Source organism: Tractidigestivibacter sp., assembly GCF_057241865.1.
Genome location: NZ_DBHHPX010000051.1, coordinates 1 through 13,063, shown reverse-complemented (window position 1 = coordinate 13,063; position 13,063 = coordinate 1). Strand labels below are relative to the sequence as shown.

Sequence of the window (13,063 nt, the reverse complement as noted above, 5' to 3'; positions counted from 1 at the left end):
CTTCTCGGCGCAGACATCACTCGCCTGTGCTACCCACTAGAAACGCGGAAGAGCCGAAATATCGCTCCGCTTGGCAATGCTGCTTCTTGGACAGGGGACTTTCGATGATGTTGCCAGCTTGACGTGTGCCAACCCAGCAGAGCTGGCGCTCAGCCTTGAAAAGTATGCCCCGCTCTTCGGCGTTTCTTGTCACGAATCCATTTTCCGCTGCTACGGCATCGATACGCTCGACGGCCTTGGTGCATGTGCTCCTGTCCTCGCGACAAAGGTCATGGCCTGGCAGCCCATATTTGATTCTGCCCTTAACGTACTGATTGAGAGGGGCGAGTATGGGCGTGCTGCGATCATTGCTCGAATGACTTCCTCGACCGAGGCAATCGCTACCGTCATAGACCACGCTGAGGACTTTGTATGCGCCGGAGAGCTTGGCCTCGTACGAAGCGTGGTGGGGCCAGCCCAAGCCCAGATGCTCGTCTCTCCCGAAAGGGCTGCGTGCGTTGCGTGCACCCTCTCTGCGCTCGGAGACAGGGCTGCCAGGCTTCCGGAGGACTGGGGCCTGCAGCGTGGTGGAGGTATGCCCCTCAAGGCCGAAGCGCGCGCCGCAGACATCCTCCTGACCGCCTGCCGTGCAGCACTTGCGGGCGATAACATCTCCGTGCCCTCTGGTGGTGAGGGGCAGCTTGAGGGCCTTGCCGTGCATCTCCAAGCCATCCAGCTTTTGCGGGATGGACGCCCTAGTGCCGTTCAGCGCATAGTGGGTCCCTACGCCTTTTCCAGCCTGGAGGGTACGCTTGCCGGTGCACTGCTGCGTCTAGATGCATGCATTGCCCGAACGCTTCTAGGTGACATCCAGTCGGATGATGAACCGTGTACCGAGGCTAGGGACTTCCTTGCTCGCAACGGCTTTTTGGCATTGCGCGACGAAGACTCCTTCCTGCTTGTCTTGGATGCGCTCATGCGAGGCTCTTGTGACCTCCCATCGATAGACGCGTTGGCAAGTGCTGCGGAACGCGCGGGAAACGAGCTTGTCCGGGTGGCCGCTCTCGTGATGGGCGCGGCTGCCGAGTATGTGTTAGGTGATTATCGCGGCGCTCGCCTCAGGAGTTCGGTTGCTGCTGCCACTGCGGGAAGGGCGGGATTCACCCATCTCGAGGCTGAGGCGTCTATCCTGTGCAGGGCAGCTATGGGTTCCGATTGCAGCGATGAGGCTCCCCCAGACTGGGAGGGCGCCTGCGATACCAAGGAGCTCTCCACCGTCGCCGCGCTGGTTCGTGCCTCCTTAGAGGAGGAGTTTTCTGCTGATGTCCTTCGCATTCGGGAGAGCCTGATTTTTCCCAGCGATGAGATGTGGCTTCTCAGGGTTTTGATTTCTGGAAGCGGGGATATCCCACGGCGAATAAGGGAGCTCATCCCGCATGCCTGGATAGCTGTGCTTGAGCCAGCTCTAGCCGAGTCGCCGCGTTCCCGGAGTGTTCAGAGGCTAAGCCGGAGAGACCCCGTCCCTCGTGACAGCAGCGTGGTTCATGAGGTGGCTGCGGGTGCGCGCATGAGACTCTGCCTGCTTGGGGGATTCTCTCTCTATGCCGATGGCGAGCCGGTTCCCGAGTGGCGCATCGAGAGGCGCTCTGCAAAGGCGATGCTGGTGTTTGTCGCACTCCACCCAAAGCTGACAGCAAAGAGATACGAGATTATCGAGCAGCTCTGGCCAGACTGTGACTACAAAGCCGGACTGGACAAGATCTATCAGGCCACCAGCACGCTGCGGCGAGAAGTGGGTGCTGTCGCACCGGATCTGGACCTCTTCCTCGGGGGCAGAGGCGATAAGTCTGTATCGCTCGATTCCTCACTTCTCGAATGCGACTTTATGGAGTTCGCGAAAGCTGCGAGGGAGGTCTTGGCCTCGGAGGGAGATGATGAACGCGCTCTAGAGGCAGTCTTGAGGGCCGAGAAGATCTATGCAGGAGACCTCTTCGTACCTACCAGGGACGTCTCGGGCTATGTCGTGGCGCGGCGCCTGGAGTTGCGGGAGCTGTACGCTGACGCTATGGTCGCAGGGGCTGAGGCGGCGTTGAGGCTTGGCCGATTTAGGATCTCTGCTCGACTCGCGGACGCTGCGACAATGGCGGACGACCTTCGCGAGGATGCGGCAGAGGTTCTCATACGGGCCCTCCGTGCAAGCGGACGGGTGTTTGAGGCGGAGCAGCGCTACAGGAGATACGCGGTGCGCTTCGTCGACCGCACTCACATGCCTCCCCCAAAGCGCCTGAGGAAGGCGGTGGACGAAGGAGGGCATGGGGAAGACGGTGGATCTGCTCGACGCATCGGAAACAGCCCCTAGCGAGTTGAGCCTTGCGCGCCTCGGTTGCCGCCTGTTGGCCACAGGCCCGGCAAACGCGTATAGACACCGGGAATACAGTGCGCTTTTGGTGAGACCACGCACCTTGCTGCCATGGTGAGTTTGCTATGGGTAAAGTGAAAAAGCGCATGCGTCGGTGGATGGTCACCGCCCATCAAGAGTGTGAAGGATTGCCCATGCCAAACTTTCTCTCCAAATTGCTGTCAGCCGGAGCCGACAAGGACCTCAAGGAATACCAGCGCATCACTGCGCACATCAACGACCTTGAACCGCGCTTCGCTGCAATGGACGACGAGGAGCTGAGCGGCCAAACAAAGCTGTTCCGCGAGCGCGTTGAGAATGGTGAGACGCTCGATGACCTTCTCCCCGAGGCCTTTGCCGCTGTGAGGGAGGCCTCTTGTCGTACGACGGGCATGCGTCACTTTGACGTGCAGATCATCGGCGGCATTGCCCTGCACAGGGGCACGATTGCCGAGATGAAGACCGGTGAGGGCAAGACCCTCGTCTCGACCCTCGCCGGCTATCTCAATGCCCTCGATGGCAAGGGCGTGCATATCGTGACCGTGAACGACTACCTGGCCAAGCGAGACAGCGAGTGGATGGGCCAGATCTATCGCTTCATGGGCATGAAGGTCGGGCTTCTCCAAAATGGCATGAGGCTCAACCTCAAGAAGCCCGCCTACCAGTCTGACGTCACCTACGGTACGAACTCTGAGTTTGGCTTTGACTACCTGCGCGACAACATGGTCACGCGACCAAGCTTGCGCGTCCAGCGCGGCCACCGCTACGCCATCGTTGACGAGGTTGACTCCATCCTCATCGACGAGGCGCGCACGCCGCTCATCATCTCTGGCGCGGGGACGAAGTCGGCGGGTACCTACAAGGACTTTGCCCGAGCTGTTCGTGGCCTTACGTCGGACGTCGACTTTGTGATGGATGAGGCCAAGCACACCATTGCTGCGACCGATGGGGGTCTCAAGAAGATCGAGCGCAGCCTGGGTATTGATGACATCTACGCCGATCCCTCTGGCCAGCTGGTGAACCACCTTCAGCAGGCGCTCAAGGCGCAGTATATGTTCCATCGTGATCAGCAGTACGTCGTGGTCGACGGCGAGGTCAAGATTGTCGACGAGTTCACGGGCCGCATCATGGAGGGCAGGCGCTACTCCGAGGGCCTGCACCAGGCAATCGAGGCCAAGGAAGGCGTGCTCGTGCGCGAGGAGAACCAGACGCTCGCCACAATCACCCTCCAGAACTACTTCCTCATGTATGACAAGCTCTCCGGCATGACGGGCACTGCCATGACCGAGGATGCCGAGTTCCGCGAGGTCTATCACGTCCCTGTGCAGGTGATTCCGCCCAACAAGCCAGTTATCCGCGTTGACCACGAGGACCTTGTCTACAAGACCGTCACCGCCAAGTTCGATGCGGTTGCTGATGACGTTGCCGAGCGCCACGCCAACGGCCAGCCATGCCTTGTTGGCACGGTCTCGATCGAGAACTCTGAGCGCCTCTCTCGCATCTTGGACAAGCGCGGGATCAAGCACAGCGTGCTCAACGCAAAGTACCACGAGCGCGAGGCTCAGATTGTGGCGCAGGCAGGTCGCGAGGGAGCCGTGACCATCGCGACCAACATGGCCGGCCGCGGTACGGATATTCTTCTGGGTGGCAACCCCAAGGCCATGGCGGAGGACATGCTTCGTGAGCAGGGCTTCTATGTGCCGACCAAGGAGGGCGAGGAGCCCCTTCTGCCAACCGAGGAACAGCGCGCTGCCGCACTGGAGAAGGCCAAGGCTATCTGCGACAAGGAGCGCGAGGCCGTGGTGGCTGCCGGCGGCCTCGCTGTCATCGGCACCGAGCGCCACGAGAGCCGTCGTATCGACAACCAGCTGCGTGGCCGCTCCGGCCGTCAGGGTGACCCCGGTGAGACCCAGTTCTACCTCTCGCTCGAGGATGACCTCATGCGCCTCTTTGGCGGTGATCGCATGGATCGCATCGCTGCGATGATGACCAGGTACAACATGCCTGACGACATGCCCATCAAGGCGAAGATTGTGACGCGCGCCGTCGAGAGCGCCCAGCGCAAGGTCGAGGAGGTTAACTTTGCCATGCGCAAGAACGTCCTCGACTACGATGACGTGATGAACAAGCAGCGCCAGGTCATCTACGAAGAGCGCAACAAGATTCTGGATGGCAAGGACCTCATGAGCCACGTGGAGGAGGTCACCTACGATACCGTCCAGCGCAAGGTGAATGAGTACTGCTCCGAGGCGATTGACCCGGAGGAGTGGGACCTTGCTGGTCTCGGCAAGTGGGTCTGTGACCTTACGGGTCGTACGGATGCGCCTGCCTTCACCGTCGACTCCGACCAGGGAGACATCATCGACGGAATCGATACCTTTGTTGGCACCTGCTACAAGGATAAGGAGCAGCGCCTGGGCGACCAGATCATGAGCGACCTTTCCGCGCAGGTCATGCTTCGTGTCATAGATACCCGCTGGATGACCTACCTGCAGGAGATGGACTACCTCAAGACCGGCATTGGCCTTCGCGGCTACGGCCAGCGCGATCCTCTCGTCGAGTACAAGAGCGAGGCATATGCTGCGTTTACCGAGCTCGTCAATACGATGTACGAGGACTTTCTCCGCACAATCCTCCGTATCGAGGTTGCCGTGCGCCCTCCGGCTCCCGCGAAGTCCCAGGGTGACGAGGAAGCCCTTTCGGACGAGCTGCGTGGTGCCCAGTACTCTGGTCCGGCCGAGGTTGACGGCGACCACGGCTCCCCTGCGCGTCGCCCCGCAGCTCAGGCCACGCGGCAGCAGGGCGGCAACAACAATGCCAACGCCGGCGTCGGCAAGCCCCGCACCTATCGCAAGGATGAGGACCCAGACCCTTACGTTGGCGTGGGAAGGAACGACCCCTGCCCCTGCGGGAGCGGTAAGAAGTTCAAGAACTGCCACGGCAGGAATAGGTAGCCATGGCAGACATAGACAGCGCTACGCTCGATGCCCTCTCATCTAGGCTCGACGAGGTAGAGGGCTACCTCCATGTCGACGAGCTCAGGGGTACTGTGGCGCAGCTCGAGCAGGAAAGTGCCGCGCCGGGCTTCTGGGACGATGCCAATGCGGCGCGCGAGACCATGGCACGCCTTGCCAGCGCGAAGTCAGATGTGGCTGGCATCGATGATGCCCGGGCCAAGCTGGATGACGCACGGGCCGCCTTGGAGCTTGGTGAGGAGACGGCAGATGATGACCTTCTCGCCGAGTCTGCCTCGATTGCGGCCTCACTCGAGCATGACCTCACAGAGCTCGAGCTTTCCAGCTGGTTCACGGATGGTCTCGACCATGGTGACGCTATCGTGACGGTGACACCCGGTCAGGGCGGCCTTGAGGCGCAGGACTGGTGTGACATGCTCTTTCACATGTACCTGCACTATTGCGACAGGCGTGGCTGGGCTGTGGACGTGAACGACGCACCCCAGGCAGAGGTCATTGGCATTGGCCACGCCACCTTCACGGTGCATGGCCACAACGCCTACGGCATGCTCCGTGCCGAGCAGGGCGTGCACCGCTTGGTGCGCATCTCGCCAACGGACGAGAAGAAGCGTCGCCAGACCACCTTTGCGGGCGTTGAGGTCCTGCCGGTCCTGCCAGATGACATCGAGGTCGATATCGATCCTAAAGACCTGCGCGTGGACGTCTACCATGCGACCGGTCACGGTGGCCAGGGCGTGAACACCACAGACTCCGCCGTTCGCATCACCCACATTCCTACAGGTACTGTGGTTACCTGCCAGAACGAGCGAAGCCAGCTCCAGAACAAGGCGTTTGCAATGAAGATCCTGCGCAGTCGCCTCTACGAGATGGAGCTCGAGAAGCGTGCCGCCGAGCTGGACGAGCTCCGCGGCCCCAAGCATGAGATTGGTTTTGGTAACCAGATCAGGAGCTATGTCCTCTATCCCTACCAGATGGTGAAGGACCTGCGCACGGGGGTGGAGACCGGCAACGTCGACTCGGTCCTCCAGGACGGCGACCTCGACAAGTTCATCATCGCTTATCACAGATGGGTACTTGCCGGGAGGCCGGACCAGTGAGAAAGATCAGCTTGCGCGAGGCGGCGCTCGACGCCATCCTCATCTTCCTTGGTTCGCTGCTCTTTGCCTTTGGCCTTGACTGCTTTGAAGTCCCCAATGGCCTAGCCGCAGGCGGAATAACGGGTTTGGCCACGGTGTTTCACGCACTCGCCCTCCAGGTGGGGGTCAGCCTGCCCGTGGGCATCCAGTCCATCGCGATGAATGTCCTGCTCTTTGCATATGTTGTGCGTTCGGGGAGCAAGCGCTACGCCATTCTCACCGCTGCGGGGATCATCGTGTCGGGCATCCTCACCGATGCCCTGGCCCCTTTCGTACCCGTTTTGGGTGAAGGCGACCTTCTGCTCTGTGCGCTGTGGGGCGGTGTGATCACGGGCATAGGACTGGGAATGGTCTTCCGCACAGGTGGCAATACCGGCGGGACCGATATCATTGCGCAACTCATTGCGAGAAAGACGGGTGCATCCGTTGGGAGCGTGGCCATTCTGGTCGATGGCGCCATCGTGGCCATCTCTGCTCCCGTCTTCTCGATCGAGAATGCGCTCTACGCCGCCGTCGCGATGTACATCTGCGGGCGCGTGATCGACACGGTGGTCGATGGTCCGCGCGTCCAACGTGCTGCCTACATAATCTCCGAGAAGCACGAGCGCATAGCCCAACAGATCATGGATGAGCTCGATCGGGGTTGCACCGAGTTTGAGGCACGGGGCATGTGGAGCCGCGAGCTGCGGCCCGTTATATTCTGCGTGCTTTCGCGCGGGGAGCTGGCGCACCTCAAGGAGATAGTTGCCGAGACCGACCCTGACGCCATCGTCGTGATTGCCGAGGTCCACGAGGCGTACGGGGAGGGCTTCAAGAGCATCGATGGGCGTTAGGCGTCCTTCGGTCCGAGCTCCTCATCTGCCATCTGCAGCGCGGCAGCATCCAGGTTGACGCGTACCACATCGGAGACGCCGTTCTCTTTGAGCAGCTCGACCTGCTCGTCCGTCGCTCCCGAATCTGTTATGAGCAAATCCACCTCGTCGGTGGAACCAAACTGGAAGCTCGACGTTCTACCAATCTTTGAGGAGTCAGCCACAATCACATGCATGTGCGACCGGTCAAGCATCATGGCATTGATGGCTGGCTCTGGGGCGGTGGCAGACGTGAGCCCATAGGCGGGCGAGAGGCCCGCGAGGCCAAGGAAGCACTTCGTGGCGGTGATGCGCTTTACGCATTCGAGCGCAAACTCCCCAGTAAGTGACGCCTTGGGGGGCCGAATCTCACCGCCCGTGAGAATGATTGATGCGTTTGGATGCTCGCTTAGAAGCAGTGCCTTGGCATTATTGGTGATAACGGTGACGTCTTGTGCCGTGATATGCGAGATGATCGAGAGTGCGGTAGAGCTTGCGTTGATGAAGATGCAGTCACCATCCTTCACGTAACGCGCCGCCTCGCGTGCGATGGCCTTGTTCGCACGAATCTGACGCGAGCCAGAGGGACGCCCCAAGGGGTTGAGCAGGGTGGCGGTTCCGTACTGTCGAGAGAGGACGTGCTGCTCCTCCAGGTATTCTAGGTCGCGCCTGACGGTGAGGGCCGAGACGCCAAAGTGGTCGGCAAGTTCGGCCACGCCCACATGCCCTCTTCTCTCGAGAAGGGCGACGATGGCATCCCTGCGCGCAGCGATGTATGCCTTGCTTCTCTTCACGGCCGTCTCCACCCCTCTTCATGTGACGCTGGTGGAATCAATTATACGAAGCAGGAAAGCCCATTCATAGTCAATCGTACATAAAGGCTGATGCATGACGCCGCATGAGTCGCATTTATACGATCAAAGTGTTCAATGTTCTATCGTTCATAAAAACAGCTCTTAAATACATAAAATTATGCTCATAGATATTATCAATATATGATGCATGATTCAATAATAAATAGAACACTGCAGTTAGAAAGCATATATAGGCAATGGTTCAAAAGACCGTTGGGCGAGGTTTGGGAAAATTTGCGTCGGGAATATGGAAAATCAGTTGCGGAGATGTTCAATTAGCACCACGGTTACGAACGGTTGGTGAGGGGTAGTCCAAGCGGCTTTCCCGTGTATCGAGAAAGGGTAGGTGATTGCATGCTCAGCGATCTTCTCGATGAGGGCCTCGTTCAGCTCGATATCGAGGCGAGCGACTGGAAGGACGCCATTCGCAAGGCGACTGCCCCCATGGTTGCCAACGGCAAAGTGACCGAGGATTACGTTGACGACATCATCAAAGGCGTCCATGAGTTTGGCCCTTACATCGTGATCACAGAGCACGTGGCGCTTCCGCACGCTCGTCCCGAGTGCGGTGCCCTCGAGTCTGCCGTGGGCGTTGTGACGCTCAGGAATCCCGTTGAGTTTGGCAGCGAGGACAACGATCCGGTGAAGTATCTCTTCCCGCTGAGCGCGAAGGACAACGATTCTCACCTGGGTGCCCTCCAGTCACTGGTTGAGCTGCTCTCGGACCCGGACTTCTTCACCAAACTCGACGCCTGCAAGGACGCAAAGGAAGTCGTGGACCTCGTCCACGAGAAGGAAAGGGGTATGTAATGGATCACAAGTATCATGCTCTGGTGTGCTGCCGCGCTGGCATGGGCTCCTCGATGATGCTCAAAATCAAGTGCGACCAGGTCATCAAGGAGGACAACCTTCCCATCGAGACCGAGCACGGCAACCTCGACTCCATCATCGGATTCCGCGGCGACCTCGTGATCACGATGGTCGACCTTACCGAGGAGCTTTCCAGGGATCCTCGCGTCCCCTCTGCGGTGGGGGTCAAGAACCTCGTTGACAAGAACGAGATTCGCGAGAAGCTCCACGCGTGGCTGGACGAGCACAAGGGCGAGGAGCCCCGCAAGTAGCAAACGCGTAGTTGAGTAGGGATATGCACGAAGTGAGCGGGGAGTCCCGCAAGTGATTCATCGGAAGGATTTCACATGCTGAACGCATTCCTCATGCAGATGAGGGACACGGCGCTGATCATGGGCATCATCGCCCTTGTCGGCCTGCTCCTGCAGAAGAAGTCTGGCGTTGACACGTTCGCAGGAACGGTCAAGACCATCATCGGCTTCATGATCTTCAACATCGGCTCTGACGCCATGTCCGCGCAGATCACCACCTTTGGCGCGATGTTCTCCGCCGCCTTCAATGTCCAGGGCGTTGTCACGCAGGTCGAGGTGGCCACGTCGCTGGCACTCCAGACCTATGGCACCGAGGTGGCCATGGTCATGGTCTTTGGCTTCATCATGAACCTCGTGTTTGCCAAGGCCACCCCGTTCAAGGCCATCTTCCTTACAGGCCAGCACTTCCTGTACTTCGCCTGCGTCCTTGCGCTTGTCTTCATCGCCCTGGGCGCCCCCATTGCCGTGACCGTTATCCTCGGCGGCATTGTCCTGGGCTTCTGTGGCGCAGCCATGCCCTCGCTCTGCCAGCCGTTCGTTGAGAAGCTCACCGGCTCCAATGACTTTGCCATTGGTCACTTCAACTGCATCGGCTACGCCTTCTCCGGCTACTGCGGCAAGCTCTTCGCCAAGAAGAACGAGGAGGAGATCGAGAAGGACGAGGTAAAGGAGCAGAACCTCCCCGAGTTCTTCAAGCTCTTCCGTGACTTCGTGTTCTCTGTGGCCCTGTTCATGATCGTGCTCTTCTACATCGTGACCATCGCCTGCTTCGTGACCGGCCACTTTGGTGACACCCTTGCCAATGGCAAGCCCTTCACTTCCTACTTTGGCAACGACGTCTGGTGGATTTGGCCGTTCCTCGCTGGCCTGAAGTTCGCCGCTGGCATGTCCGTCCTTATCTACGGCGTGCGTCAGTTCATCGCCGAGATCACCGCGGCCTTCGTGGGCATCTCCGAGAAGCTCATCCCAGATGCCCGCCCTGCCGTCGACTGCCCTGCCATCTTCCCGTTTGCGCCTGATGCCGTCATCATCGGCTTCATCGGCTCGTTCCTCGGTGGCCTTGTGGCTATGGCCCTCATGGTTGTCTTCCACAGCGAGACCATCATGATTCCCGCGGCCGGCATCTGCTTCTTCTCTGGTGGCACCTGCGGCGTCTGCGGCTATGCCTACGGTGGCTGGCGCGGTGCCCTGCTCGGCTCGTTCCTCGTTGGCATCTTCCTCTGCGCTGGCCCCCTGGTCCTGTATCCCGCGTTCGCCTCGCTCGGAATCGCCGGCGCCTCGTTCCCCAACGTCGACTACAACATCGTCGGCTCGATCATCTATGGCATCGGTGGCCTCTTCGGCGCCTAATCGAGTGGGAACCCAGATTGCACTGCCTGCTCAGCCCTAACGTTTGAATTTCAGGGGGTGCCTGCGGCACGCCACGGGTGCCCTCCTGCACCAGGGGGTCGGTATGGAAAACCTCGCAAAGCGCCAGATGGGTGGCTTGTTTGTCCAAGTGCTGGACTCTGCTCCGGCAGTGGCCATGGCCCAAGCTGCCGGCTTTGACTTCCTCTTCTTTGATGGCGAGCATGGTGACATCGACTGGCCGCGTCTCAGCTCGGCCATGCTTTACGCGCATGCGCTGGGCTTGCCCTCGCTCGTACGCGTGGGAGAGCTCTCAAGGTCTCTCGTATCACACACGCTTGACCTTGGGGCAGCGGGCGTGATGGTTCCCATGGTCGAGAGCGCAAATCAGGCGCGTCAGCTGGTGCAGTGGGCGAAGTACCCTCCGCTCGGCTGTAGGAGTTACTCTGGTGGGGCGCATACCGGATATGGGAAAAGCGGCAGCCACGCTGCCAATATGGCTCGCGCCAACGCCCAGACCCTTGCCATTGCCCAGGTTGAGACCGTTGAGGGCGTATGCCAAGCCCAGGCGATCGCTGCGGTAGGTGGTGTCGATGCCCTGGTGGTGGGGCCCTGCGACCTGGCCATCTCCATGGGAAGGTCCGATGAAGTTGGCTGCGCAGAGGAGCTTGCCCTCATCGAGCAGGTGCATCGCGCCTGCGTCGACTGTGGTAAGGCATTTGGCATTATCGGCTCTGCCGGACTCGTCGAGCATTTCATGCCCGACGTGAATCTCATGGTCTCTGCGATCGACGCGCACCTTCTGCGCTCGGCCTTCACGGGTGCAGTGCAGGACTACGAGCGCCTCAAGAGCGCAGCAGCCAAAGCGCAGTAGTCGGAGGGGAGCAGAGAGGTGTTGCAGCAGAAGAAGCAAAAGTGGCATACGATCGCCGCAAAAGCCCAGGAAAATCCCGTTGAAGCTCCCAAGAAACAGGCAGGTGCCACGGAAGGGCCTGCGCCCGTCGAGAGTCCCAGGAAGGTTGGGGGACACGCCGGGGACTCCTCGGCTGACAGGGCGCGCAAGGCAAGCGATGCGGTCCTCGGCAACATCGTTGGTATCGCAAGGCCAATCGCCATTCCAGACTTGCCCGAGGACGAGATTGAGCTCTCCGTCGAAGAGGACAGGAGGCGGCTCGTTTTGCAGGGCCTGCTCCTTGCCGTTGCTGTGCTCGCCCTTCTCCTCCTTGCGTTCTGGTGCGGCATCGCGGCCAACTACTCGGGCAATGTCTGGCTACTTCTGGCGCTCATCGCCTCGCTCACGGCAGCGTGGTTTGTCTCTAAGCGCATGGGGAGGCTTCTCAGGAAGTACTTCATGAGGACGGGCGTCATCGACTTTGGCCACACGTACGTCTACATCTACGAGAAGGCTGACCCCAAAGAGGCGACGGTTGTCACATACAAGGACATCAAAGCCTACAAGGTCGTGCGCCAGGGCAATTCGCTGAGGCTGCTTCTGTGGGGCGATTGGGTCAAGCATCCCTCGGGCTATCTCTACGTGGGCATCACGCGCCCATTCATGGCAGGCACGCTCGATTCGCTTGAGCAGGGCTTTGCCTCGACCATGGCGCGCCATCACGTCAAAGAGAAGAAATAGGCGTCATTGCCTGTGGTTTAGGCCATCAGAAAGGAAAGAACATGGCATCAGATAAGGAACAGGTCGAGCAGTTCCTTGGCATCGTCAAGGCATCCCTTGACGAGTACATTGCCGGCATCGGCTTCGATGCGCTGAGTGCAGCCAAGCAGCTCATCTTGGACGCCGAGAGGAACGGCGGTCGCGTGCACGTGACGGGCATCGGCAAGCCTGGTCACGTCTCTGGCTACGCAGCCTCGCTCTTCTCGTCTACCGGCACGCCCACCTACGAGCTCCACGGGACCGAGTGCGTCCACGGCAGCGCCGGTCAGGTTGTTCCCGGCGACGTCGTGATTGCCATCTCCAACTCGGGCGAGACCATGGAACTCAAGGCCACGGTCACCTGCCTCAAGAAGAATGGCGCAAAGATCATCGCCGTCACCGGCAGTCCCAGCTCCTGGATTGCCGAGCAGGGTGACGTTGTGCTCATCGCCGGTGTCACGCAGGAGGGCGACCCCATGAACAAGCCGCCTCGCGCTTCGATTCTTGCCGAGACGCTTGAGCTGCAGTGCCTCTCCATCCTTCTCCAGAACGAGTTTGGTCTTACGCCCGAGAAGTACGTCACCTGGCACCCGGGTGGGGCGCTTGGCGCTTCCATCCGCGCTGGCAAGTAGCAAGTAGCGTATCCGCAAGCACAGAGCAGAAAGGCAGTCCCAGGCATGTCTACGTTCTCCGGGGTCATCGTCCCCATGGT

The 13,063-nt window shown here is 59.9% G+C and carries 10 protein-coding genes and 2 pseudogenes; 11 read left to right on the top strand and 1 reads right to left on the bottom strand.

The features are described from left to right. Positions 1 to 76: 76 nt before the first annotated feature. The 5 genes and pseudogenes from ACO59D_RS11915 (at position 77) to ACO59D_RS11895 (ending at position 7,321) form a co-directional block, all read left to right on the top strand. Positions 77 to 2,338: an AfsR/SARP family transcriptional regulator gene (locus tag ACO59D_RS11915; RefSeq protein ID WP_485127171.1), complete on the top strand. Its 2,262-nt coding sequence runs from the start codon at positions 77 to 79 to the stop codon at positions 2,336 to 2,338. A 194-nt stretch (positions 2,339 to 2,532) separates the two neighbouring features. Then, positions 2,533 to 5,130: pseudogene (gene secA, locus ACO59D_RS11910) on the top strand (preprotein translocase subunit SecA); the annotation flags it as partial. Positions 5,131 to 5,211: 81 nt separating this feature from the next. Beyond that, positions 5,212 to 5,331, top strand: a pseudogene (locus tag ACO59D_RS11905) (SEC-C metal-binding domain-containing protein); the annotation flags it as partial. A gap of 2 nt (positions 5,332 to 5,333) precedes the next feature. Beyond that, positions 5,334 to 6,449, top strand: a complete 1,116-nt coding sequence (gene prfB, locus ACO59D_RS11900; RefSeq protein ID WP_485127170.1) for a peptide chain release factor 2 — start codon at positions 5,334 to 5,336, stop codon at positions 6,447 to 6,449. Continuing rightward, on the top strand, positions 6,446 to 7,321 hold the full coding sequence (locus tag ACO59D_RS11895) for a YitT family protein (protein WP_485127169.1): 876 nt from the start codon (positions 6,446 to 6,448) through the stop codon (positions 7,319 to 7,321). Before prfB ends, ACO59D_RS11895 begins: the two co-directional genes overlap by 4 nt. Here the strand turns inward: ACO59D_RS11895 and ACO59D_RS11890 are convergent. Further along, the gene (locus ACO59D_RS11890) at positions 7,318 to 8,133 is read right to left on the bottom strand and encodes a DeoR/GlpR family DNA-binding transcription regulator (RefSeq protein ID WP_485127168.1); all 816 of its coding nucleotides are present in this window, start codon (positions 8,131 to 8,133) and stop codon (positions 7,318 to 7,320) included. The two genes, ACO59D_RS11895 and ACO59D_RS11890, sit on opposite strands and share 4 nt — an antisense overlap. 414 nt (positions 8,134 to 8,547) lie before the next feature. Here ACO59D_RS11890 and ACO59D_RS11885 point away from each other — a divergent pair, with 414 nt between their 5' ends. The 6 genes from ACO59D_RS11885 to ACO59D_RS11860 all read left to right on the top strand — a co-directional run bounded on the left by ACO59D_RS11885 (position 8,548) and on the right by ACO59D_RS11860 (position 12,983). Continuing rightward, positions 8,548 to 9,003, top strand: a complete 456-nt coding sequence (locus tag ACO59D_RS11885; protein ID WP_485127167.1) for a PTS sugar transporter subunit IIA — start codon at positions 8,548 to 8,550, stop codon at positions 9,001 to 9,003. Beyond that, on the top strand, positions 9,003 to 9,314 hold the full coding sequence (locus tag ACO59D_RS11880) for a PTS sugar transporter subunit IIB (RefSeq protein WP_485127166.1): 312 nt from the start codon (positions 9,003 to 9,005) through the stop codon (positions 9,312 to 9,314). The genes ACO59D_RS11885 and ACO59D_RS11880 overlap by 1 nt, the downstream gene beginning before the upstream one ends. Positions 9,315 to 9,389: 75 nt before the next feature. Further along, the gene (gene ulaA / locus ACO59D_RS11875) at positions 9,390 to 10,703 is read left to right on the top strand and encodes a PTS ascorbate transporter subunit IIC (protein ID WP_485127165.1); all 1,314 of its coding nucleotides are present in this window, start codon (positions 9,390 to 9,392) and stop codon (positions 10,701 to 10,703) included. A gap of 103 nt (positions 10,704 to 10,806) precedes the next feature. Next, positions 10,807 to 11,574: an HpcH/HpaI aldolase family protein gene (locus ACO59D_RS11870; RefSeq protein WP_130810449.1), complete on the top strand. Its 768-nt coding sequence runs from the start codon at positions 10,807 to 10,809 to the stop codon at positions 11,572 to 11,574. A 21-nt stretch (positions 11,575 to 11,595) separates the two neighbouring features. After that, positions 11,596 to 12,333 (top strand): hypothetical protein, encoded by a 738-nt coding sequence (locus tag ACO59D_RS11865; RefSeq protein WP_485127164.1) that lies wholly within the window; start codon positions 11,596 to 11,598, stop codon positions 12,331 to 12,333. A 41-nt stretch (positions 12,334 to 12,374) separates the two neighbouring features. After that, positions 12,375 to 12,983, top strand: a complete 609-nt coding sequence (locus ACO59D_RS11860) for an SIS domain-containing protein (RefSeq protein WP_130810445.1) — start codon at positions 12,375 to 12,377, stop codon at positions 12,981 to 12,983. Positions 12,984 to 13,063: the final 80 nt, after the last annotated feature.

Coding starts and splice junctions, on each gene's coding strand:
- ACO59D_RS11870 (WP_130810449.1), top strand. CDS start 10,807: ATGGAAAACCTCGCAAAGCGCCAGATGGGTGGCTTGTTTGTCCAAGTG.
- ulaA (WP_485127165.1), top strand. CDS start 9,390: ATGCTGAACGCATTCCTCATGCAGATGAGGGACACGGCGCTGATCATG.
- ACO59D_RS11885 (WP_485127167.1), top strand. CDS start 8,548: ATGCTCAGCGATCTTCTCGATGAGGGCCTCGTTCAGCTCGATATCGAG.
- ACO59D_RS11880 (WP_485127166.1), top strand. CDS start 9,003: ATGGATCACAAGTATCATGCTCTGGTGTGCTGCCGCGCTGGCATGGGC.
- prfB (WP_485127170.1), top strand. CDS start 5,334: ATGGCAGACATAGACAGCGCTACGCTCGATGCCCTCTCATCTAGGCTC.
- ACO59D_RS11860 (WP_130810445.1), top strand. CDS start 12,375: ATGGCATCAGATAAGGAACAGGTCGAGCAGTTCCTTGGCATCGTCAAG.
- ACO59D_RS11915 (WP_485127171.1), top strand. CDS start 77: ATGCTGCTTCTTGGACAGGGGACTTTCGATGATGTTGCCAGCTTGACG.